The following is a 20,472-nucleotide window of genomic DNA, read 5'->3' on the forward strand; positions in this document are numbered from 1 at the left end:
TTCAGTGACTAACGTCATTTTTCATGCAGGTGTTCGAAAAAATACGCCATAAATGATCGACTGGTTATTTGAAATGATCCGAATTTTCAAGAAAATCATGATTAATCAGTCTAATATCTGAGAATTTCAGGTTCATTTCAGTGCCTGTCGTGTTAGTCTTGGCTCTTCTTTTTGTGTGATAGTTTGCATAGCAACCCTTTTGTTCTTTTGGTTGCTTTCTGCGACAGGAATATATATGTCATTAAGAGCAAAGCTAATATGGCCGATTCTCGTTTTCATCACGGTCATCTTTGTTACATCTCAAAGTTACACATCGTACATCACCTACCAGTCAGCAAAACATGAACTTGTTGAACAAACAAAAGTGCTCATCAATGATGTATCTCACTCAATTAAAGATGCGCTGGCCACAAAGAACAAGCAAAAAGCTCAATCTATTTTGGCTGACTTTCTGAAGGAGCCAAACGTATCACGCGTTAAGCTTTACGACAAAGAAAATCAACCATTTGCGATTTTTGCTCTCGACGGTTTTTCAGCGCCTTCGCCAACAAAGCATGAGCGAAGTCATCTGCATGCAATGGGGTATGCGTTATCTGCTCATTTTCTTTATGTGCTTGAACCTATAATCCATGACGGACAAGTGATTGGAACGATCAGAGTCACATTGTCTCAACGTCCTTTGATGCAAGTAAGAGATGCGCTATTGCAAGATGGGCTTCTGTTCTTAATCATTCTTCTTGCTGGTGGCGTGACCTTCTATATCGGTGTCGAGCGTCGTGTTCTTCGCCCTCTAGTGGAAGTCAATCAAGCACTCCAAGACTTCGCTAATGGCCATCATTTGAGTGGCCGTATTAGTCACCGTTCAAAAGATGAAGTAGGGCAACTCGTTGCTTCGCTTAATCTGATGGTAGACAAGCAAAAAAGACTAGAGAAACAACGTAAACACAGTTTGGAAGTGCTGGAACGTCGTAAAGCGTTTGCAGAAGAAGTGGTAGATTCGATTCAAGATGCGCTTATCGTTACGGATAACTTAGGTCGCGTAATTCACTGTAATAAGGCGACGCAGAGGATTTTTGAAAAGACTTACCATGGATTAGAAACGGCAAATATCTGCGACTTGATCCAAACTAAAGCACCGAATGAGATGGGACAAATTTTAAGTCGAGGCTTAGAGTGTGACGACATCCATCTACAAAATGCAGAAGATGAACAGCAATTAAGTTTAACCAGTCGCCGATTAGCAAAACACGGCTATCTTCTTTTTGTGATTCAGGATATCACCGAGATCGAAGAAGCGATGAACCGACAACGAGTTGCCGGGCGTGTATTTGAAAGCAGTCAAGATGGCTTAGTTGTTCTCAACCATCTTGGGGTTATTACGATGGTAAACCCGGCGGTGACAAAGTTGATTGGTTTAACCGCCGAACAACTGGTTGGACAGCCGTTTATAAAATCAATTCGCTGGCGGAAACTGCAAGCAATGATGCCAAGTATCATCGAATCGATTGAAAACTATGGAATGTGGCAAGGTGAAGTAATAGAAAAAAACCACCTCGGTCAGCTTATACCAATGTTTGCGAGAGTGAATCGTATCATTAAAAGTGAAGATCAGAACTCGTTCGATATGGTGATAATCCTAACGGATCTCTCAAGTGCAAAAGAGATGGAGCGTTTAGAATACTTAGCGCATCACGATCCGTTGACGGGACTTGCTAACCGTTCAAAGTTCCATTTCGAATTGGAAGAATTAGTACAAAGATCAGGCTATCTGCGTGACGAGTTTGCGGTACTTTATCTCGACTTGGACGGTTTTAAAGGTATCAACGATACTTATGGCCATGATGCTGGGGATGAAGTGCTTAAGATTGTCGCTAAACGTATGACCGGAACCACAAGACACAGTGATTTGATTGCTCGTTTGTCTGGTGATGAATTTGTCATGTTAGTGAATCCAGCCAATCAAAAAGTGGTGACTAGGATTGCAGAGCAGTTATTAGAAACGATTTGTGCTCCAATAGAATATCGTGGTTCTTTGTTAAAAGTTGGCGTTAGTATCGGTGTGAAATTGGTGGGTGTGAACGAACGTGACGCCACCCGAATTCTTAAAAGTGCAGATACTGCCATGTATCAAGCGAAGAAAGCCGGCAAAGGCCAAGCAATTTTAATGGGTTGCGAATCCCCAGATACAGTTTAAAAACGGGTTAGAAACCTTTAGACTAGCCCGATTCGCGTCAGAAGGAATGATAAAATGAAAGTACTTGTTACGGGTGGTATGGGCTACATTGGCAGCCACACTTGTATTCAAATGATCGAAGCTGGTATGACACCAGTTATCCTCGATAACCTTTACAACAGTAAACCAACTGTGCTTGAGCGCATTGAAAAGGTTTGTGGCGTAAAACCAGTATTCATTGAAGCAGACATTCGCGACAAAGCAGCGCTTGTTGATGCAATGACGACACACAACATTGAAGCCGTTATCCATTTTGCTGGTCTTAAAGCGGTTGGTGAGTCGGTAGAAAAGCCACTTGAATATTACGATAACAACGTGAACGGTACGCTTGTTCTTGTTGATGCTATGCGCGAAGCCGGCGTTAAATCGATAGTATTTAGCTCTTCAGCAACGGTTTACGGTGATCCTGCTTCTGTGCCAATTATGGAAGACTTCCCAACAAGTGCGACCAACCCATACGGTCGTAGTAAGTTGATGGTAGAAGAGTGTTTAACGGACTTTCAAAAGGCGAATCCAGATTGGAGTATCACACTTCTGCGTTACTTCAACCCTGTTGGTTCACACCCAACCGGTGAGCTGGGCGAAGATCCACAAGGCATTCCTAATAACTTGATGCCGTTCGTTTCTCAAGTTGCGGTCGGTCGTCGTGAATTCCTGTCGGTATTTGGTAGTGATTACCCAACTAAAGATGGGACAGGTGTCCGTGATTACATCCACGTAATGGATCTTTCTGATGGTCACGTTGCTGCGCTTGATAAAGTGGGCAACAAAGCAGGCCTACATATCTATAACCTAGGTACAGGTAATGGCTACAGCGTATTGGAAATGGTGAAAGCGTTTGAAGCCGCTTCTGGCAAAGAAGTTCCGTTTAAGCTGGTGGATCGTCGTCCTGGTGATATCGCAGAGTGTTGGGCAGATCCTTCAAAAGCAGCAAACGAACTCGGTTGGAAGGCGACCCGTACACTTGAAGAAATGACGAGTGATACTTGGCGCTGGCAGTCAAAAAACCCTCAAGGTTATCCAGACGCTTAAAACTTCAAGTTTTACACTTTTATAACAAAAAGGCGCACTTCTGCGCCTTTTTTGATCTAAATCGGAAAAATTCGTAAATTACTGGTTAAAAGGTAGCTTCGATAAATAGAAATGCTAAACTATGTGCGAATCTTAATTTAGGTCGTAAATTTTCATTAAACTATTCGGGGTAGTTCATGGAACTTGGTTTAATCATCGCATTCATCGTTGCAGCAGCAGTAATGGTGAAAAAAGAGATGGCAAAACAATAGTCTTTCATTTTTCATTCTTTTCTTAACATTTTTGAAATGAAAGCACATAAAAAAAGCCAGCATAATGCTGGCTTTTTTGTGTTTGTAACACTTAGAACTCGTATTTGACACTAATGTTGTAGTTACGCTCTGCTTGCGTGATATCACGGCTTAGCTCAGTTTCACCACGTACATCGTTCCACAAGTAGTACTCTTCATTCGTCAAGTTCATCACACCTGCACGAACGGTTAGGTCTTTCATTGGCTTGTAGTAAGCCGTTAGGTCAACAACTGTCGCTGATGGTAGTGCAACTTGGTCTTTAGTTCCGCCATTGTCACCATCTGAGTTGATATCACTGTCAGACTTCTTCGCAGTGTAGTTAACTTTTAAACTTGTACCCCAAAGCGCGTTTGGTGAATCGTAGTTTACCGCAGCGACCGCATTCCAAGGGTTTACACTATTAAGCGGGTTGCCTTCACCATCTTCACCTTCAGTGTACGCTGCAGCTAGACGAGTCGTTACACCTTTAGGAAGGCTAGCAATAGCGTGCCAGTCAAGGCTATTAGACAGCTCGACACCTTTCACTGTTGCTTCATTGATGTTGATGAAGGTGTATTCAGTTAGACCACCATTACTCGTTGATGTTTGATCAATGAAGTCGGTGAAATCACTGTAGTAAAGAGCAAACTCTGTTGCCGACGCTGCTGTGTTATGACGGTAACCTAATTCGTAAGACAAGCTCTTTTCAGATTCTAGGTCTGGGTTAGGGCGGTTAGTGTAACCGTGTCCTGGGTTGTCGTACGTGTAGTAAAGCTCGTCAAATGATGGCGCACGGAAACCTTGGCTTACTTGTGCGAAAACCGTACCTGGCTGAGACAGCTTATATGTTGCACCTAGACGACCAGTAAACGCAGAATCGCTGAACTTCTTAAATGATTCTTCAGAGGTATCTGATGGATCAGTAGAGAAGTAATCGTAACGTACACCAGGAGTTAAGATTAACTTGTCGTTAAGTAGTGCGATTTCATCTTGCAAGAACAAACCAAAGCTTTGTTCTTTAGCATCTGGCGTGTAAATGTAAACCGTGTCAGGTGTACCTGGATCAGAGTTAAACTCGCGGTTTGTGTTGCTGATGTCGCTGTGTTTGTAAGACAGACCGTAAACCAAGTAGTGGTTTTGAATCTCTTTGTCTAACTGAGTTTCAAATTCGATCTTGTCTTCAGTGTATTCGTAGTCTTTTTTCTGCTGGTTATCACCATTAGGCGGAACCCACGGTGGGAAGCCAGGACTTGCTTCTTTAAAGCGGTTTGTTACACCGTTTTCTTCTTTACTTGTCCAAGTTAGCTGAGAAGTGATGGTGTCTGAGATAGCTAAATCAGCAAACCAGATGTGTTTCAAACCAAGACGGTTTTGCTTAGTTTGGTCTTCAGCATTGAAGTTTTTGTATGAAGAACTCGCGATGTCTGAGTCCGTTTGGTTGTAAATTACTTCACCCAAAAACTCCAAACGGTGGTCTTCATTCAATTGTGACTGCAATTTAACCAACAAATCGTTCTTGTAGTAATCTTGGTCCGTCACTGAGTAGTCGTCGTAAGGCGCTTTAGAAAAGTTTTGTAGCTCAGAACCGTCACGGCGTGTGTATGCCACCAATGCTTCAAGATTATCAAATCGTTTCGCAACCGCAATGTGCTCTGCAAAAGAGTTATCTTCAGAAGAGTAAGAAAGCTTAGCTTGGCCACCAAAGTCTTTGCCGTCCTTCAAGAAGTCACTTGGATCTTTTGTTTCAAATGCAACAACGCCACCGATAGCATCACTACCGTGCAAACTAGAAGCCGCACCTTTTACAATCTCAACGCTTTTTAGCATGTCAGGGTCGACAGTCACGGCGCTAGAGTTAATGAAAGAGTATGGACCGCCGTCGAATACACCTGGCTGAGACGCTCCGTCTACCAAGATTTTCACTCGCTTGCCTTCCATGCCGCGAATGTTAATGCTTTGAACACCTTGGCGTTGAGTACCGTTAACAGTAACGCCTGGTGTGTATTCGAATACATCATTGAGATCTTTTGCCATGTTTTCTTCGAGATCTTTCTCAGAAACAACGGCAACAGAAGCTGCTACAGTATCCATAGTTTGGTTAGTACGAGTGGCAGAAACAACGACTTCATTGAACGTTGATGTTTCTTCAGCGTAAGCGCCTTGGGAGAGGGCGATGACAATAGAGGCTGATAAAATTGATTTTTTATACATTGGCTTCAATACCTTAAATCCATAATAGGCAATAACAACGTGCGGTATCTTAGTGGATCTAAATGGTAATTACTATCATTACCATTGTTGTTTAATGTTATTTTTATCAACGGAAATTTGTACTACGCACCGCCTAGTCTTTGATAATCAATGTGTTATATTGTCTAAAGTCGTTTTTTTGAGTGATTTTTCAAATACCACTACTGTGATAGCTATCACATAAATAGGGAGTTATTGTGCAGAGTCCAATCACGTTAGAAGCACTTCATATCTTGGATGCCATTGATAGAAGAGGAAGTTTTGCTGCTGCAGCCAACGAGTTAGACCGCGCACCGTCTTCGTTGAGTTATCAGATTCAAAAGCTAGAGCAAGACCTTGATATCATCATTTTCGACCGTTCTGGTCATAAAGCACATTTCACCGAAGCCGGTAAGTTAATACTTGAGCGTGGCAGGGCAATCCTTCAAGCAAGCGAAAAACTCGTCAATGATGCTACCTTGTTAGCGAACGGTTGGGAGTTGGATATTACTGTTGCGTTCGATGGCATTATTCCTATCGCCAATTTCTTCCCTATGGTTGATGCCTTGTCCAATGTGAGTAGTACACGGATCCGACTTCAAGAAGAGATTCTTGCTGGCAGCTGGGAATCATTGAATACAGGGCGTTCAGATTTATTGGTTTGTCCGGCTTTAGATACGCTCCCACAAGATGTAAAAGCAGAAAAAATTGGCAAACTAAGTATGGTTTGGGTAGCTGCTGCTGATCATTACGTTCATAAGCGCAGCGGGGAATTTGATGACGCGGCAAGGGAAAAGTATCGAGTCATCGCGATTGCAGATACTGCGCGAGAACAACCAGCGCTGTCGATCAATGTGATGCAAAAACAACCCCGTCTGACGGTTACTAATTTTTCAGCAAAGGTTGAAGCTTTATTATCGGGACTAGGGATCGGTACCTTGCCAACGCAAGTTGCACAGCCCTTGGTAGAAAGCGGACAGCTCAAGTACATTGACGGCGCAGAAAGCAAGCCGATAGATATCATCCTAGCGTGGCGCAGAAACACGATGGGTGAAGCGAAGTCTTGGTGCGTACAATATCTAAAGAAAAATTGGAAAATGAAGTGACCTTGTCACTAATTTATACAAGAATAAAGAAAAGGACGCGTCGATGCGTCCTTTCTTTTGATATTTGATTCGTAGTGAACAAAATTAATTCAAAGGTAAAACCATATCGGCAGTGCCATCTGCAAACTGAACATCCAATTCGAAACCTAAACTTTGCGCAAGTGACAACATCCCGCGGTTAGTTGGCATAGTCATACCAGACATCTGTTTGGTCCCTTTGATTTGGCAATAACTGATGATCTTTTGCATCAACAGTTTACCCAATCCTTTTCCCTTCAAATCTGAACGAACTAAAATGGCAAATTCTGCGTCGCTATTATCCGGTGTTATTAAAGCTCTCGCCACCCCGATGATTGATGGGCCATTTTCATCGAATGCGACAGCGACAAAAGCCATTTCACGGTCATAATCGATTTGTGTCAGGTTTGCCAGTGCCTCATGGTTGAACTCGCCGACGTCAGAGAAGAATCGGTTATATAGATCTTCCTTAGATACACTATTGATGAACTGCGCATGGATGGGTTCGTCTTCTGGCAAGATTGGACGAAGCAAAATAGGTTGGCCATCTCGCAAGGTCACCGTCTCCACGAACTCTGCAGGGAAAGGGCGGATAGCTAATCGTTCTTGCGCGTCGCCTTCGTATTTCTTAAGCGTAACGTCTGCATCTATGATGGTTAAATCGCTACCAGATACCAGTACTGGATGAATATCCAGTTTTTCTATTTCTGGTAGTTCAACAGCCATCTGGGAGATTCGCACCAAGAATTTTGAAAGCTCTGTGATGTCTAGAGCGTCTTTGTGTTTTTGCAGCCGCACCTTACCTGATTTGAGCGCTATTACGATCAGATAGCGCGCGAGATTCATGTTGAGTGGAGGTAGGGCGGCAACAGCATCTTGAGTAATGTTCCAGTCTGAACCACCTTGTCCAAGTAAGATTACAGGGCCAAAAACCTTATCTACTGCAATACTGACACGCAACTCTTCTGCGCTACCAAGCTTTGCCATCCCTTGTACTAAAAGGCCTTGAAGGTTGGCAGCAGGGTAACTGAGCTTAGCGGTATCCAAAATGGCTTGTGCGGCGCTAGATACTTCTTGGCTATTGCGCAGGTTAAGCGCGACACCATGTACATCTGATTTATGAGCAATATCTGGAGAGCGAAGCTTTACCGCAACCGGATAGCCAATATTCTCTGCCATATGGACGGCTTCTGTGACTTCTGAGGCAATCCAAGTTGGGAGAATATCAAAACCAAACTGTTCAAATAGGGGGCTCGTTTGGTGTGTATCTAAGGTGACTGTATTTTTATCCAGTAGTTGTTCATTCACCCATTCGCGAGCTGAACTCACACTGCCGGAATGGAGCGGTTCTGCTGTGGTCGGTGTTTCCATCAGTTGTTTCTGGTTTCGTCTGTACTCGACCAAGTGCATGTAAGCAACGACCGCACTCTCAGGTGTTCGGTAGGTTGGAATGCCTGCTTGAGTGAATGCTAAGCGTGCTTCTCTAGAGGTCTGTTCACCAGACCAATTAGTGAGAATATTAAAATGCTTGTGCCTTGGATGTGCTTGAATGGCTTCGATCACTGCGTTTGCTGTCTCTAACGAATCTGAGACGGCTGAAGGGCTGTGCATAATCAAAATCGCATCAGCACAGTCATTGTTCATCAATGCGTTGATGGTATCGACGTATCGCTTTTTCGTCGCATCACCGGCTAAGTCGATGGGATTCACACCTCGCCAACTATCCGGTAATAGACCACGCAGATTAGCAATTGAATCTTCATCTAATGTTGCGAGCTTGCCACCTCTATCTAATAAGGTGTCAACGGCCATCACTGCTGGGCCACCACCATTGGTTACTATCGCGAGACGTTCACCTCGTAGAGGGACTGAATGCGTGAGCGTTTCTACTGCGGCGAATAATTCGTGTGTGTTACCAACACGCAGCATACCGGTTCTTCTGATTGCTGAATCATAGATAACGTCGAGAGAATCTATATCTTTTTCCCCAAGCGTGCGAGCTTGAGAAGAACGTCCTGCTTTAAGCACTAAGATGCGTCGATTACGAGAAGCTGCTCGTGCTGCAGACATAAATCGTCGTGCATCTTTAATCGAATCGACATAAAGCAAAATCGCTTCTGTTTTGCCATCCATACTCAAATAGTCGAGCAGCTCAGCAAAGTCGATATCTTGGCCTTGCCCAATAGAGATGAATGAAGAGAAACCGATGTTTTTATCGTTCGCCCAATCCAACACGGTCGTACATACTGCTGCGGACTGAGAAATAAAGGCGATCTTTCCTGGTTTCGCTGCAACAGGAGAAAAGGAACAGTTAAAGTGATGCCAAGGTAGAATGATGCCGAGACTGTTAGGGCCGAGCACACGAATGTTCAAGTCTGAGAGATCTAAGCTTTCTGCATCGTCAGAGATAACAATCGCAAACTCAGTTCCCCGTTCATCAAGCTCTTTCAATAGTTGTTTATTGCGAGAAACATTGGTGCAGAGTATGGCAATATCAGGCGTATAGGGCAGGGAAGCCACGTTTGGATAAGCAATAACGCCGGAGACGGATTTATATTTCGGAGTGACGGGCATGATAGCGCCACCAAAGCCACTCTGTAATAAATTTCGCATCACGATTTGGCCGGCACGCAGTTCTTTTTGAGAGGCGCCAACCACTGCAACAGAATTCGGTTTAAAGAGTTTTTGTAGTTTGTTCATTGTGACTCCTTGGCCATTGACACCGAGAACGGTTGGTCATTCCTCATACAATCATAAACGAATAAGTCACTGTTGAAATATGAACAGGCCAGACATTGGCTTAAAACTGAGCCAAGCGTACAGAGTTTGTGTCACTCATCACACCAAAATCACAGTTTATTGTGTTTGGTGCTTGATAAAATAGCCTGCTATCGGCATGATTTATCGTAATATTTGTCCAGAGCGTTTGTTACTTCATGAAAAAAATCGCAATCATCGGCTTGTCTGTACTGCTTTCTGCTTGTGCATCGGAAACTTACATCACTGACGTAACGTCAGAAAGCTACCGAGAAGACTACCAATCTCAGTCAATTTCTAAACCAATTATGTCGTCTGAGAACGCAGTGGTTGAGAAAGACGTAGAACCAACAGTTGTAAAAATGACTGCGAAGCCTGAAGAGAAAAAGGTGGTGAAACTAACCCCTAAAGATCAGGCGAAACCAGTTAAGATCATTCCGCCTAGCAAGAAACAAGCGGGTATCCAACGCTTTGGTTACACCATTCAAGTTGTTGCTGTAGGTAGCCAAGCGAAAGTTGACCAGTTTGCACGTCAACTTCCTCAAAACGGCCAGCCAATCTGGGAAAACTACAAAGTGGTAAACGGCACGAAATGGTTCTCAGTGCTTTACGGTGATTACGCAACAAGCGCAGAAGCGAAGAATGCGATCTCAACATTGCCGGGTCATTTCCAGCAACTTAAGCCTTTCGTTAAGAGCATTGATGCCATTAAAAACTCGGCATATCCAACGCTTAACAAGCTAAACTAATTGAACAAGAGAAGGGAGCAAAATGCTCCCTTCTTTCTTTGGTTAATTCCTATTCGAACAGTATTCCTCACAGTAAAATTACTGTACGTTACTACTCAAAGGTTTATCATACTGAATAGTATCTTTTGGAAATCACGGAAAGATTGATTCATGATCAAAAATATCCTTTTACTATGCGGTGGCGGCTCATCTGAGCACGAGATTTCACTGCTTTCTGCAAACTTTGTAGAGCAACAGTTAAATCTGATCGAAAACGTAAGCGTGACGCGCGTAGAAATCAAAAATGAAGGTTGGGTGACAAACCAAGGTGAACTGGTTTATTTGGACCTTAATACCAAAAAGCTTTGCTCAGACAACCTTAACCTAGATATCGATTTCATTGTCCCTTGTATCCACGGTTTCCCGGGTGAAACTGGTGATATCCAATCTATGTTTGAAATCGCGGGTATTCCTTACCTAGGTTGTGGGCCTGAAGCGAGCAGCAACAGCTTCAATAAGATCACATCAAAGCTTTGGTACGATGCGATTGGTATCCCAAACACACCATACCTTTTCTTAACGCGTAATGATGAACAAGCCCATGAACAAGCGTCACAAGCGTTTGATAAGTGGGGTAAAGTGTTTGTCAAAGCGGCTCGTCAAGGTTCTTCAGTTGGCTGTTACAGTGTCACTGAAAAGGAAGCTTTATCGCAAGCCGTTAACGATGCATTTGGTTTCTCAGAGCAAGTATTGGTAGAAAAATCAGTCAAACCTCGTGAACTGGAAGTCGCAGCTTATGAGATGAATGGCCAGTTATTCATTACCAAACCTGGTGAAGTGATTGCGCCTGATGGTGCTTTTTACTCTTACGATGAGAAGTACAGCAGCTCGAGCCATTCATTGACTGAAGTCGAAGCGAAAAACCTAACGGAAGAACAGGTAGAAGCGATTCGTGTGGCTTCAGAAACTGTGTTTAAGCAAATGAACTTACGTCATTTATCGCGCATCGACTTCTTTTTAACAGAAGATGATGAAATCTACCTAAACGAAGTAAACACGTTCCCTGGTATGACGCCGATTTCGATGTTCCCTAAAATGCTGCAAAACAACGGTCACAAATTCCACGAATTCCTAGCAGATTGTATTCATACTGCAATCTAACTAACGTTACCGTCATTCATTTTGTGGTAAACCTAAGCATAACTGAGTAATGTGACAGCGTTAAAGTTTGAATATTACTCAGTTGCATTTATGATTGTATCAAAGCATTAAATAGATGGCTCAGTGGTATGGCAATTTCAAATTATAGAGGTTTTAACCTGCAATCAGGCGGACCTGACGGTAGCGTTTGGAAGGTAAAGATCAAAAACCACGTTTTACAAGGCAGTTTGACGGCGGTAAAAAAGAGCATAGATTGGTGGTGTGACACAGCATCTATCATTGACCCGAAAGAGTTCGCAACTCTGGGGCAAAGAGCGCAAAGCACTAACAATCCTCAATCTGAAGTATTTAACGGCTACACGATAAAGAACGACACAGGCGAGCCCAACGCTTGGTACTGTATGTTCAACGGCAAATTGATCAAAGGCGCGAAGCCTGCGATTCAACGCCATATCGAAGCGTATTTAGTTGCGAAACAAAAAGCACTACAAGCACAACAACAAAAGAAATAAGAGTATGACTCTCGTATATTCAACAGAAACTGGTCGAATCAAACCAGAAGAAGAAAAAGTCGAACGTCCTAAAGGCGACGGTATTGTTCGTATCCAAAAGCAAACTAAAGGCCGCAAAGGCAAAGGTGTTTGTATCGTAACTGGTTTGGATATGGATGACGCGCCACTTAAATTGCTAGCCGCTGAACTTAAGAAAGTCTGCGGTTGTGGTGGCTCTGTAAAAGATGGCAACATCGAAATTCAAGGTGATGCTCGTGACAAGATCAAAGCACATCTTGAGAAGAAAGGCATGACAGTAAAATTAGCCGGTGGTTAATTCAAACAGTTCAGTAGATTTTAAAGAGCGTCTCAATTGACGCTCTTTTTGTATCTGTAGTTTGTGGTGGTGACTTGTAGAACGAAACGGCAGATAACAATCAGCTCTGAACAACAAACACAGAAAGTCTATTGAAGAAACTCAGCTAATAGCAGAGCAAGCAATCGTAGATTGATAGATCCATATTAGCTATTTTATGGTAAATAACGGTTATGTTTAATGACACCACCAAAAAGCGCTGTATTTTAAAATCTGAGAGGGATAGGAGACCAAACTAGAGAAGAATTGGCGTACGTTGATATGTCATTTAACATAATATACATAATGCGCACTTAAGGGCTAGTTGTTAACAAAGACTAACTATTTGATTAAGCGTTTCATAAGTGTCTGATAACCAAGCTGTAATTTTTAATTTTGTGAGTTTCCATAACTCAAGTTACTTGTACTATCTCTGACGATTGTTTTGTGCAATCTACGAAAAATGCCGAAATCCTCGACCGCCACATTATGAAGCGTTCTGTATCGGCAAAAACAACAAGAAAATTAATTTTAGTCAGTTATCCAATATGCGAGCGTTGTCATGTTTCACGAGTCATTCCGCACACTCTTTTGGCGTGAGTTTAAATCCATCAAGCAAGGCGCCGAATATTTTCACGTGTCCAAACCGACGATTACCCGTTGGCTTGATGGCACTGTTCCAATCAATCCAATGGCAGAAAAACTCATGTTGATTAAGTCGCTTGGTTACTTGCCTAATGATTTACGTTGGTCTGGTTTTCGTGTCTGTGAGAAACGCGCCATCATCATCACGCCGTCTGGTCGTGAGTTCAGCCCGAAAGAATTGGAAAGTTTTGTGTTCTGGCGTGACGAACATCGCCAGCTTGTTGAAAAGTTTGGGCACATAGACCAACCTAAGACCTACCCAGCAAAAGAAAACGTCTTACCGTTTCGTGGTGGACGTAGGATGAAAGCAGCCAAATGGACGCCTAGCAAGCGCAAATAATACTAAAGTATTATGTTTGATATGCCTTATGGTGTATATTCCAAGGGTATGTTTTTTGTTCTCTCAAGGGATTAATAAATTTGAGTTCTTTCGATTATCCTCCACTGTTTAAGTTCCGCAACGTAAATCAGTTTACTTTAGAATCCATAGCCAATAATGAAATATGGTTTGCAAATATTGATTCTCTAAACGACCCATTTGAGCTTTTTTATAAAGTCATATTCGACCTTGATGAAAGTAATATTGATTCTTTCTTCAAATTAATGATTGACGTCGGAGATGATCGCGAAAAGTACAACAAGTTAAATGTTGAAGAACTTGACAGAAATATAAAACTTGCAAGGCAATATCACGACCTAATTGCTAATCTTTCTTTACATGAAAAAAGACTTATAGTTGATGGAGTCAATGAGAAAATCAAAAGTTTAAATAAAGAAATGCTAAAAAAAATAAGGGAAGATACAAAATTATTCTGCCTTTCAACTGTTGATTCCCATCCTCTTCTATGGGGACATTATGCAAACGGTATGCGCGGCATTTGTATTGAGTATGATTTCAATAAACAAAAGAGATCTCCCTATTTTGGTAGTTGTCATGTTGAATATAAAGAACAGCCATTGGTATTAAAGGTTGCCGATTTTATTAAAAGAAACCACCATATTAACGATTTTTCAGAAGAGATATTTGGAACAAAGAATACCTCTTGGTGCTATGAAAAAGAATTTAGGTTAATTGCCACCAATGAGCATTGGACTGGTAATAAATATAAGCTATCTGATGGAGTTATCAAGAGTATAGTAATTGGTGAGTTTATTGCCCCCCAAGACCTAGACAAACTCTTGGAAGTTGTTAATGGTACTAACATCGAATTAAAAATTGCAGTTGCAGAGCCAGAGTTTTTTAGGACTAAAACAGTTCCTTATAGTACCTCATTCTTCGAGAGTAAGTTATGTCAAAGTTAAGTTATTCGCATAACGAACCTATCGCTAAAGCAGGGCGTGCGGTAGTTATCTCATCTTCTGTGTTGTTCCTACAACAATTTGGTGTTTTAGAGATTGATAAGTTACCTTTTGTTGGTGCTAGTATTAATGCCGATAAAGGTACTATCGGATTGTTTATATTTCTAGTGTCAACTTATTACCTTTATAAGTTTTATGTTTATAAAAAAAGCGAGGGTGACTACTTTTCAAGAAGAGATGAACTGCTCGAAGCCAATATAATACATTACTTTCATCGTTATGGGGACAAGTTAAGCAATAATCTAAAGCGAGCTATACTGTCTGGTGATAGTATATATATGGGGTCATCATTGGGTGGAATTTTGAGTCCAACAAGAGATAACGATGAATGGCATCGCTGGATTACACGGTACAACTTGACTGAGCTTACTTTTGAAGGCTTTACAGAATTTGACCCAAAAGATATCTATATTAGAGTTAAAGCCAACCTAAATTATCGAGTGGAATTGCCGATGAAGTTTGGTTATGTTTATTCAGATGGGGGTGATTCCGGTTCTTATTTGAACTCATCCGGCGTTTTTTATCATGATTTCGATTCAAAAAAGTTCCTCAATATATATAGGCAGTGTTATATAAAAAGTTATCTATCGCTACCTGACTTTATTGAAAAACACTTTCCTTATTTGTTTTTTTTGTTTTCGTTTATTTTCTATATTTTCTCCTAGAATGTTAAAGCCGAACCCCATCGCTAAGGTTCGGCTTTTTTAGGCTTCTTGATTTTGGTGGACGTCGATGAAAACGAATTGGAAGCCTGTCGAGGTCAATCGACCTGCCAAATGTATTGGCTCCCTGCCCGCTGTGTAAATCGTCATTAGTGTGGGTTCGAAGTCTGTCGCACGTTTTAATCCTTTATGCGTCAGCGTTGCGCGAAGCTTTTAGAACCAACACGCTTTCTCGAACATCTTGTAGACCTTTGGTGAGTTGCTTGTTGATAGCAATCTGGTATTTCAGATTCATCCCCATAAGCGCAAACATCACGAGCGATTCCGACGAAAAGCCTAGACCGGATAAGGCGTTAACTAGGGCGGCTTCCATCCAAGCCCCCTACACTTTTTGTCGGTTTCCAGCTGTCTGGCAGCGCTTCATAAACGCCAATAACCGCTGGAATTGCCAAGCCAATCGCACCGCCAAGGTTTACACCCGTTTCGGTGATTTCGACGCTGAATAAGTGCCCGTAACCTGTCGCTGCAGCGACGACCGAACCCAATAACGCCAAGCCTTTTAATGTTGAACGTTCAAACATGTTTGATTTCTCCCTAAATCAGTTTCACACCTTTAATCACGGTGTCTTTGCTGTAATGGCGCCCAACTTCCATGATGCTCATGGCGTGCAGGACTTCGACCAATAGCGGCATGTTGTTCACCAAATCAATACGCTCATCGATACCAACACCAACACGACCCGCGACGAACTGCGCATAGTTGTGGGTTTTGTTCTCGCTTGGGGGCGCGAATCGGTGAATGATTTCACTTAGCGTGAACAGCTCATGCCGTTGCTGGTAATTGCGCAGCAGAATAGCGCCCGCACGAAAGCCCCATTCAGGTGCTTTAAAGGTTTCGAATGCCTTATCTCGTGACGGCGTAACCTTGCCTTTCCATGCGTTGCCAGCAATACGAATGTTTAGCGGGTTGTTGATGCGCACCCCGCGAACGCTTGATGTGGTTGTCATGGTGAAAGCTCCCATCCCTAGAATGACAAATACAACCAGTAGCCAAGGCATCGTTACACCGCCTGATAGTTGGCTGAATTGAAGTAGTTCAAATGCACAGGTGTTTTCGAGTAGTACGCCATCAAGTGACCATGCGATTGACCGCCGACGGTATCCCCAACCACACGCACCGTTTTGTAGTCGGTTTTGGTGATGGTCGCGGCATTAATCGGCGTTTCGGTCGCGGTTTGCGTGGTTTGGCAGTTACAAAAAATGAGATGTTTTTCCATACCAAATGGCATTGGAAAACGCCCTACATCAATGCTCACGCCGCCTGTCAGTTGTGCTTGCGAAAGTTGTCCCAAGGATTCCACACAACGCAGCGCTTCTTGTGCTGGTTGGCTCGGCGTTAAGTCCGGCACAATGTTTTGCTGCTCTGGATTGAGGAATACACCCGCACCAGTGAATGCACAGCTTTTGCCGCCGTTGTTCATGTCTGACTCAACGAAAAATGCATAAATGCCCCCTGGCTTAAACTTCAAACCATGTAGCCACGTTTGCACAAACTTGGCAGGCTCAGGGCGTGCAGAAAATGCCTTACCGACGTAATCAACAAAGTCACCGTTCTGGTCGAGTTCGACCACACCAAAGCGGTGATAAACCGTATCGTCATGCATTTTTAGATATGCGGAATAAGACAAGTCTTTACGCTGCGTCTCGCCGTTCTCATCGTTGTACAAGATTTCATTTTCAACTGGCGCGGTAAACACACTGAAATGAATCACCTTGGCATCACCAAAGCCCATCAAGAAGAACGCCGCTTTTGCGGTTGGGTCACGCTTCTCGACTTCGCTGCCGATGGTGTTATAGAACGCACTATGTGCATACGAGGAAGCCGCTTTAACTTCTACGCCCCAGCCCACTGGCGCCGGACGCCCAAAGCTACGGCCTAAGTGCATTTCATTGGCGCTCTGGTTGCTGTACGTAAACATGCTTGTTGTCCAGCGCGCATAGTGCGGCAAGTTCCAATTAATATCGACTTCACCCGCTGATAAATCAGGGTTTACCAGTAGGTTTTTAGGCGGTTCACCGCCCGCTTGAGACTTGGCAAAGTCGATACAGTCTGCCAAGTATTCGATTTTGTTGCGTGGGCTGCCGTTTGGCAGGTTCTCGCGTACTTCACCCATGCTTTAAATCTCCATTAATGTGACTTTGTCGCCCGCTGCGCCTGTTAACGTCATGGCGGCTTTGCTGGCGATTTCGATACGTTCGCCCGCCTCCAACTCAAAGGCATCGACAAACACCGATTCCGTGTTGGTCTTGGCAGCCTTGATGGTGACGGCTTTGCGGGTGTCCTTTTGTGCAATGTTGTGTGGGAATGTGCTCACCGCTTCGGTGATTAACTCGCTGCTGGCTTCTTCTGCGACACGAACGATTTGCGCGGCTGAGATACGAACGGCGGGCATGGATGAAATTTTCATTGATGGCACGCCATCAAGAACAACCGGAGGCAACGAAGCAAGGTGAAGCTCAGGCAACTGACTGACCGCCAGTTGTTGATTGGCAGCAATGCTCACCGCTGGCAGCGAACTGATCGCCACTTGCTGATTTTCTGCAATCTGCATTGGTGGCAAGGCGTTAATCTCGACACTTGGCAGCGCTTGAATCACCACGCTTTGACCTTCGACTGGCGGCGTGAACGTACCAAAACCAAACTGGATTTCGATTTCGTTATCGATGCGGCTTGAGATAAGCAAGCGCCCTAGCTGCTTACCTTCACCCACGTTAAACACGGACGACTGTCCAAGCGTGACGCGCTCACCGCTGACTTCTCGATAAACATCAATTTCACCTTGTGCCGCTTTCAAATACAGCCAATTGCCGTCTGGCGTAAGCGGGATTGGTTGTCCCGCAATAAGAGTGGTATTCATCGTTTCACCATTACAAAGCCGAGCATCAGCACCAACACAATGGCAACCGCCATCATCATCTTGCTGGTTTCCACTTGCCCGCCGTCCTTATTGAACTTGGCAAGCTCCATCATAGATTCGAGGTTCCTCGAGTTCTGCGCCGCTTGGCTGCCAGCCAACCCCGCCAACATGTTGAGGTTTTCACTGTTGGTTGAGGCGTAGGTTTTCAGCGATGCCCCCGCAAAATCGGCGACTTCATCAATGGCGGTTTCTGCCATGTCGCGGTTCATGTCCATCGCTTCAAGCGTCACCCGCTCGTTGCTATCAATCATTTCCCCGCCAAGGTGAAACGCTTCTTCACCTAATGCCAACGCCGCATCAATCGCGCCGTGGTCGGTCATGGTCATGTTGGCGTTAATCGTGGAGTTGTTAACGCCAGACAGCGCCACCCCAAGGTTATCGCCATCAATGGCATTTTGACCGCTGACGTTGGTTGTGTTGTTGGTGCTGGTTGATTTGGACTTGGAACGTCCCATCTAAAAGCCCTCCAAATCGAGGCGAATGAAATCGCCATCGTGTTTTTGTGTGACGCCAAGGCGACGAACCAAACGCGCCACACCTTCAAAAGCGGTATCCGCAACCAGTGAGCCAATGCCCGCCGCTTTCACGGTTTTACACAGTTGCTTGATACCGGATGCCAAGCCGTGACCGACAACCGCCCATAGGTAATAGCTGTCACCATCACGCTCGCCCGCAATCAGCAAATCGCACTTATCACTGGTTAAGCGATACAACGACACGCGCCCTTCCTTGACGGCTTTGCACAGCTCCTTGTATTCATTGGGCACAGCGCGAAACGCTGGCTTGAGTTCGCCAAGCGCACGCGCTGAATGGGTCATGACTTGAATTACTTCTTTTTCCATAGCCACAGCCCCACCAATAACGCCATCACAATGGCAATCAACGTGATGCGGTCGATACCACTGCCGCCCATGTTGATGTTGCCCATTGAAAGGCTGCCATTTGCCTGACCTTTTGAGCCGCTGGTCGCGGGACCGGCGCCCGCATTGATTGGCATTGAGCCGGAATTAGTAAGTGGTCCACCTATCACAGCTTGAATCCTTTCTTGTAGAGGATGTAACACACCAGAAGTAAGCCAAGCACCAAGCCGATGCGGTCAAAACCGCCCGTTAACTTGATGCCAGCCCATGCACCCACCGCACCTGCAATCAGATATGGAATGAGCGGCATTACTTCTTCCCCTTAGCGGTAAACACCACTAACAAAAGCACCAGTAAGAGCACCGCACCCATAGCAAGGTAAGTCGGGTTTACCCCCGCAAAAGCGGAGGTATGTACAGGCTCACCCGTTGGTTGCTGGTAGTCGTTATTGTGCTTGCGCTGTTCGTCGGGGTTGCTGGACTCAACGCGCTGCGCTTCATTTTGCAGTTTGATGCCGAGCCAATCTTTACCAATGCTGGTCACGTCTGTTAGCAGTTCACCGCCCGCTTCTAAAACGCCATCCCAAACACCGCCCCACGTTTCCTGCGCCATCACCATAACGCCCCCTTACTGCGCTGTAGGCACAGACACTTGTTCGATGGCTTCAATCAGTACCGGAATACTGCCCGCCGCTGTCTTTTCGACTTCGAACGCGAGTTGTTTCATGGCTGCCGTTGGCAGACGTGCTTCACTGCCAAAGCCGCAGCGCGTGAAGTCCATCGAGAAGAAGCCCGCATTTTGCTCACGACCCGCTGCCGCCAAGTCATAAGCGTTATCGGCTTTGTTGACGTTCAGCTCTTCGCGCTCATCACGTAGAACACGCACACGCTCAATCGTTGCGTCTTTCAAATGAACACGCTTTAGAGACAGCGCCGCGCTACGCTCGGCAAAGTCAAACGGTGTACGACCGCTAGAGGCTGCATACCATGTTTGTGAGTAGATACGAGGCATGTAGATGCGTTGTGATTGCGCTGCTGTCGTATGAGCACGAGCACGAATCATTGGCGCCGCTTGACCGGACTTGGCTTTTAGCTGGATGTACATAAACCAGATTTCACCTTGTAGGGTGACTAGCTCACCTGTACGGATACCCAGTTTGGTGCGCATCGACATATCAGAGAAGTTGAGCACGTAACGACCTTGTTGCACGTACTCTTTTTTGTGCTCTTGCAAGTCAATCAAGTCTTGCGCGGTTACGTTCACGATTTCACGACCGTTCACTTTCACAGTGATGCGCTCAATGTCTGACGGGTCGGTAATGTCAGTTACTAGCTCAATGTTTTGATACGTTGGACCCGATACCAATCGCAGCGTGGCTTGGTTGCCCCAGTTCACACCTTCCACTGGATCAAGTTCACGAGGACGAGGGTTAAAAGGCTGTTTTAGCGCTTCCATTTAGAACCATCCTTTGTCGCCGTTTAGAGTCTCACGCACCGGAGTCAGTACGCTGATGTTGTTGATAGCCGCAATCACGATTAGCGTGATGATGAGCGCCATCAATAGGTTTTTATGTTGCTGTTTCATGTTG

Annotated in this window: 24 protein-coding genes; 10 read left to right on the forward strand and 14 right to left on the reverse strand. The window is 44.5% G+C overall.

Features of this window, described 5'->3' with window-relative positions; genetic code table 11:
* Positions 1–235 precede the first annotated feature (235 nt).
* Positions 236–2,194 carry a sensor domain-containing diguanylate cyclase gene (locus tag A9237_RS20965; RefSeq protein WP_078609523.1) on the forward strand — a complete coding sequence of 653 codons (1,959 nt, stop codon included), beginning with the start codon at positions 236–238 and terminating at the stop codon, positions 2,192–2,194.
* A gap of 54 nt (positions 2,195–2,248) precedes the next feature.
* Positions 2,249–3,265, forward strand: coding sequence for a UDP-glucose 4-epimerase GalE (gene galE, locus A9237_RS20970; RefSeq protein ID WP_078609525.1), 1,017 nt, complete (start codon positions 2,249–2,251; stop codon positions 3,263–3,265).
* Between the two features lie 342 nt (positions 3,266–3,607).
* On the opposite strand, the gene A9237_RS20975 is transcribed toward galE, so the two are convergent.
* A complete protein-coding gene (locus A9237_RS20975; protein ID WP_039839307.1) occupies positions 3,608–5,746 on the reverse strand; it encodes a TonB-dependent hemoglobin/transferrin/lactoferrin family receptor in 2,139 nt (712 codons plus the stop codon).
* Between the two features lie 236 nt (positions 5,747–5,982).
* On the opposite strand from A9237_RS20975, the gene A9237_RS20980 reads away from it, so the two are divergent.
* Positions 5,983–6,870 carry a LysR family transcriptional regulator gene (locus tag A9237_RS20980; RefSeq protein ID WP_005435159.1) on the forward strand — a complete coding sequence of 296 codons (888 nt, stop codon included), beginning with the start codon at positions 5,983–5,985 and terminating at the stop codon, positions 6,868–6,870.
* 84 nt (positions 6,871–6,954) lie between these two features.
* Here the strand turns inward: A9237_RS20980 and A9237_RS20985 are convergent, their stop codons facing one another.
* On the reverse strand, positions 6,955–9,588 hold the full coding sequence (locus A9237_RS20985; protein ID WP_078609526.1) for a bifunctional acetate--CoA ligase family protein/GNAT family N-acetyltransferase: 2,634 nt from the start codon (positions 9,586–9,588) through the stop codon (positions 6,955–6,957).
* 236 nt (positions 9,589–9,824) lie between these two features.
* Here A9237_RS20985 and A9237_RS20990 point away from each other — a divergent pair, with 236 nt between their 5' ends.
* The 7 genes from A9237_RS20990 to A9237_RS21020 all read left to right on the forward strand — a co-directional run bounded on the left by A9237_RS20990 (position 9,825) and on the right by A9237_RS21020 (position 15,049).
* Entirely contained in the window at positions 9,825–10,394 is a 570-nt protein-coding gene (locus tag A9237_RS20990; protein WP_009704436.1) for an SPOR domain-containing protein, read from the forward strand.
* A 150-nt stretch (positions 10,395–10,544) separates the two neighbouring features.
* Complete coding sequence (locus tag A9237_RS20995; RefSeq protein ID WP_054823305.1) at positions 10,545–11,534, forward strand: D-alanine--D-alanine ligase; 990 nt, start codon at positions 10,545–10,547, stop codon at positions 11,532–11,534.
* A gap of 128 nt (positions 11,535–11,662) precedes the next feature.
* Complete coding sequence (locus A9237_RS21000; protein WP_020196894.1) at positions 11,663–12,046, forward strand: DUF3319 domain-containing protein; 384 nt, start codon at positions 11,663–11,665, stop codon at positions 12,044–12,046.
* 4 nt (positions 12,047–12,050) lie between these two features.
* Entirely contained in the window at positions 12,051–12,362 is a 312-nt protein-coding gene (yciH, locus tag A9237_RS21005) for a stress response translation initiation inhibitor YciH (RefSeq protein WP_005435166.1), read from the forward strand.
* 580 nt (positions 12,363–12,942) lie between these two features.
* Entirely contained in the window at positions 12,943–13,365 is a 423-nt protein-coding gene (locus tag A9237_RS21010) for a phage protein (protein ID WP_078609528.1), read from the forward strand.
* An 80-nt stretch (positions 13,366–13,445) separates the two neighbouring features.
* Complete coding sequence (locus tag A9237_RS21015; protein ID WP_078609530.1) at positions 13,446–14,327, forward strand: DUF2971 domain-containing protein; 882 nt, start codon at positions 13,446–13,448, stop codon at positions 14,325–14,327.
* The gene (locus A9237_RS21020) at positions 14,315–15,049 is read left to right on the forward strand and encodes a hypothetical protein (RefSeq protein WP_078609532.1); all 735 of its coding nucleotides are present in this window, start codon (positions 14,315–14,317) and stop codon (positions 15,047–15,049) included. The genes A9237_RS21015 and A9237_RS21020 overlap by 13 nt, the downstream gene beginning before the upstream one ends.
* Positions 15,050–15,233: 184 nt before the next feature.
* Here the strand turns inward: A9237_RS21020 and A9237_RS21025 are convergent, their stop codons facing one another.
* The 12 genes from A9237_RS21025 to A9237_RS27590 are packed head-to-tail and all read right to left on the reverse strand — an operon-like array spanning position 15,234 to position 20,468.
* Entirely contained in the window at positions 15,234–15,419 is a 186-nt protein-coding gene (locus A9237_RS21025) for a hypothetical protein (RefSeq protein WP_078609534.1), read from the reverse strand.
* The gene (locus A9237_RS21030; protein ID WP_078609536.1) at positions 15,400–15,627 is read right to left on the reverse strand and encodes a hypothetical protein; all 228 of its coding nucleotides are present in this window, start codon (positions 15,625–15,627) and stop codon (positions 15,400–15,402) included. The genes A9237_RS21025 and A9237_RS21030 overlap by 20 nt, the downstream gene beginning before the upstream one ends.
* A 13-nt stretch (positions 15,628–15,640) precedes the next feature.
* Positions 15,641–16,105, reverse strand: coding sequence for a structural protein (locus tag A9237_RS21035; RefSeq protein ID WP_042602308.1), 465 nt, complete (start codon positions 16,103–16,105; stop codon positions 15,641–15,643).
* 2 nt (positions 16,106–16,107) lie between these two features.
* Positions 16,108–17,220: a hypothetical protein gene (locus tag A9237_RS21040; RefSeq protein WP_078609538.1), complete on the reverse strand. Its 1,113-nt coding sequence runs from the start codon at positions 17,218–17,220 to the stop codon at positions 16,108–16,110.
* A 3-nt stretch (positions 17,221–17,223) separates the two neighbouring features.
* Positions 17,224–17,964, reverse strand: coding sequence for a hypothetical protein (locus A9237_RS21045; RefSeq protein ID WP_078609540.1), 741 nt, complete (start codon positions 17,962–17,964; stop codon positions 17,224–17,226).
* Complete coding sequence (locus A9237_RS21050; protein ID WP_078609542.1) at positions 17,961–18,479, reverse strand: chemotaxis protein; 519 nt, start codon at positions 18,477–18,479, stop codon at positions 17,961–17,963. The genes A9237_RS21045 and A9237_RS21050 overlap by 4 nt, the downstream gene beginning before the upstream one ends.
* Positions 18,480–18,866: a hypothetical protein gene (locus tag A9237_RS21055; protein WP_045376663.1), complete on the reverse strand. Its 387-nt coding sequence runs from the start codon at positions 18,864–18,866 to the stop codon at positions 18,480–18,482.
* Positions 18,851–19,054, reverse strand: coding sequence for a hypothetical protein (locus tag A9237_RS21060; protein WP_010647844.1), 204 nt, complete (start codon positions 19,052–19,054; stop codon positions 18,851–18,853). The genes A9237_RS21055 and A9237_RS21060 overlap by 16 nt, the downstream gene beginning before the upstream one ends.
* On the reverse strand, positions 19,051–19,194 hold the full coding sequence (locus A9237_RS27250; RefSeq protein ID WP_103025426.1) for a hypothetical protein: 144 nt from the start codon (positions 19,192–19,194) through the stop codon (positions 19,051–19,053). Before A9237_RS27250 ends, A9237_RS21060 begins: the two co-directional genes overlap by 4 nt.
* On the reverse strand, positions 19,194–19,502 hold the full coding sequence (locus tag A9237_RS21065; RefSeq protein ID WP_078609543.1) for a hypothetical protein: 309 nt from the start codon (positions 19,500–19,502) through the stop codon (positions 19,194–19,196). The genes A9237_RS27250 and A9237_RS21065 overlap by 1 nt, the downstream gene beginning before the upstream one ends.
* Positions 19,503–19,511: 9 nt before the next feature.
* Positions 19,512–20,339: a major capsid protein P2 gene (locus A9237_RS21070; RefSeq protein ID WP_050914289.1), complete on the reverse strand. Its 828-nt coding sequence runs from the start codon at positions 20,337–20,339 to the stop codon at positions 19,512–19,514.
* Positions 20,340–20,468 (reverse strand): hypothetical protein, encoded by a 129-nt coding sequence (locus tag A9237_RS27590; protein WP_005455307.1) that lies wholly within the window; start codon positions 20,466–20,468, stop codon positions 20,340–20,342. It abuts the gene before it with no gap.
* Positions 20,469–20,472: the final 4 nt, after the last annotated feature.

Source organism: Vibrio owensii (genome assembly GCF_002021755.1).
Taxonomy (GTDB): Bacteria; Pseudomonadota; Gammaproteobacteria; order Enterobacterales; family Vibrionaceae; genus Vibrio; species Vibrio owensii.

Excerpts from the sequence above, each read along its gene's own strand:
- A9237_RS20965 (WP_078609523.1), top strand. The coding sequence starts at position 236 with ATGTCATTAAGAGCAAAGCTAATATGGCCGATTCTCGTTTTCATCACG.
- galE (WP_078609525.1), top strand. The coding sequence starts at position 2,249 with ATGAAAGTACTTGTTACGGGTGGTATGGGCTACATTGGCAGCCACACT.
- A9237_RS20975 (WP_039839307.1), bottom strand. The coding sequence starts at position 5,746 with ATGTATAAAAAATCAATTTTATCAGCCTCTATTGTCATCGCCCTCTCC.
- A9237_RS20985 (WP_078609526.1), bottom strand. The coding sequence starts at position 9,588 with ATGAACAAACTACAAAAACTCTTTAAACCGAATTCTGTTGCAGTGGTT.
- A9237_RS20990 (WP_009704436.1), top strand. The coding sequence starts at position 9,825 with ATGAAAAAAATCGCAATCATCGGCTTGTCTGTACTGCTTTCTGCTTGT.
- A9237_RS20995 (WP_054823305.1), top strand. The coding sequence starts at position 10,545 with ATGATCAAAAATATCCTTTTACTATGCGGTGGCGGCTCATCTGAGCAC.
- A9237_RS21000 (WP_020196894.1), top strand. The coding sequence starts at position 11,663 with ATGGCAATTTCAAATTATAGAGGTTTTAACCTGCAATCAGGCGGACCT.
- yciH (WP_005435166.1), top strand. The coding sequence starts at position 12,051 with ATGACTCTCGTATATTCAACAGAAACTGGTCGAATCAAACCAGAAGAA.
- A9237_RS21010 (WP_078609528.1), top strand. The coding sequence starts at position 12,943 with ATGTTTCACGAGTCATTCCGCACACTCTTTTGGCGTGAGTTTAAATCC.
- A9237_RS21020 (WP_078609532.1), top strand. The coding sequence starts at position 14,315 with ATGTCAAAGTTAAGTTATTCGCATAACGAACCTATCGCTAAAGCAGGG.
- A9237_RS21025 (WP_078609534.1), bottom strand. The coding sequence starts at position 15,419 with ATGGAAGCCGCCCTAGTTAACGCCTTATCCGGTCTAGGCTTTTCGTCG.
- A9237_RS21030 (WP_078609536.1), bottom strand. The coding sequence starts at position 15,627 with ATGTTTGAACGTTCAACATTAAAAGGCTTGGCGTTATTGGGTTCGGTC.
- A9237_RS21035 (WP_042602308.1), bottom strand. The coding sequence starts at position 16,105 with ATGCCTTGGCTACTGGTTGTATTTGTCATTCTAGGGATGGGAGCTTTC.
- A9237_RS21040 (WP_078609538.1), bottom strand. The coding sequence starts at position 17,220 with ATGGGTGAAGTACGCGAGAACCTGCCAAACGGCAGCCCACGCAACAAA.
- A9237_RS21045 (WP_078609540.1), bottom strand. The coding sequence starts at position 17,964 with ATGAATACCACTCTTATTGCGGGACAACCAATCCCGCTTACGCCAGAC.
- A9237_RS21050 (WP_078609542.1), bottom strand. The coding sequence starts at position 18,479 with ATGGGACGTTCCAAGTCCAAATCAACCAGCACCAACAACACAACCAAC.
- A9237_RS21055 (WP_045376663.1), bottom strand. The coding sequence starts at position 18,866 with ATGGAAAAAGAAGTAATTCAAGTCATGACCCATTCAGCGCGTGCGCTT.
- A9237_RS27250 (WP_103025426.1), bottom strand. The coding sequence starts at position 19,194 with ATGCCGCTCATTCCATATCTGATTGCAGGTGCGGTGGGTGCATGGGCT.
- A9237_RS21065 (WP_078609543.1), bottom strand. The coding sequence starts at position 19,502 with ATGGTGATGGCGCAGGAAACGTGGGGCGGTGTTTGGGATGGCGTTTTA.
- A9237_RS21070 (WP_050914289.1), bottom strand. The coding sequence starts at position 20,339 with ATGGAAGCGCTAAAACAGCCTTTTAACCCTCGTCCTCGTGAACTTGAT.
- A9237_RS27590 (WP_005455307.1), bottom strand. The coding sequence starts at position 20,468 with ATGAAACAGCAACATAAAAACCTATTGATGGCGCTCATCATCACGCTA.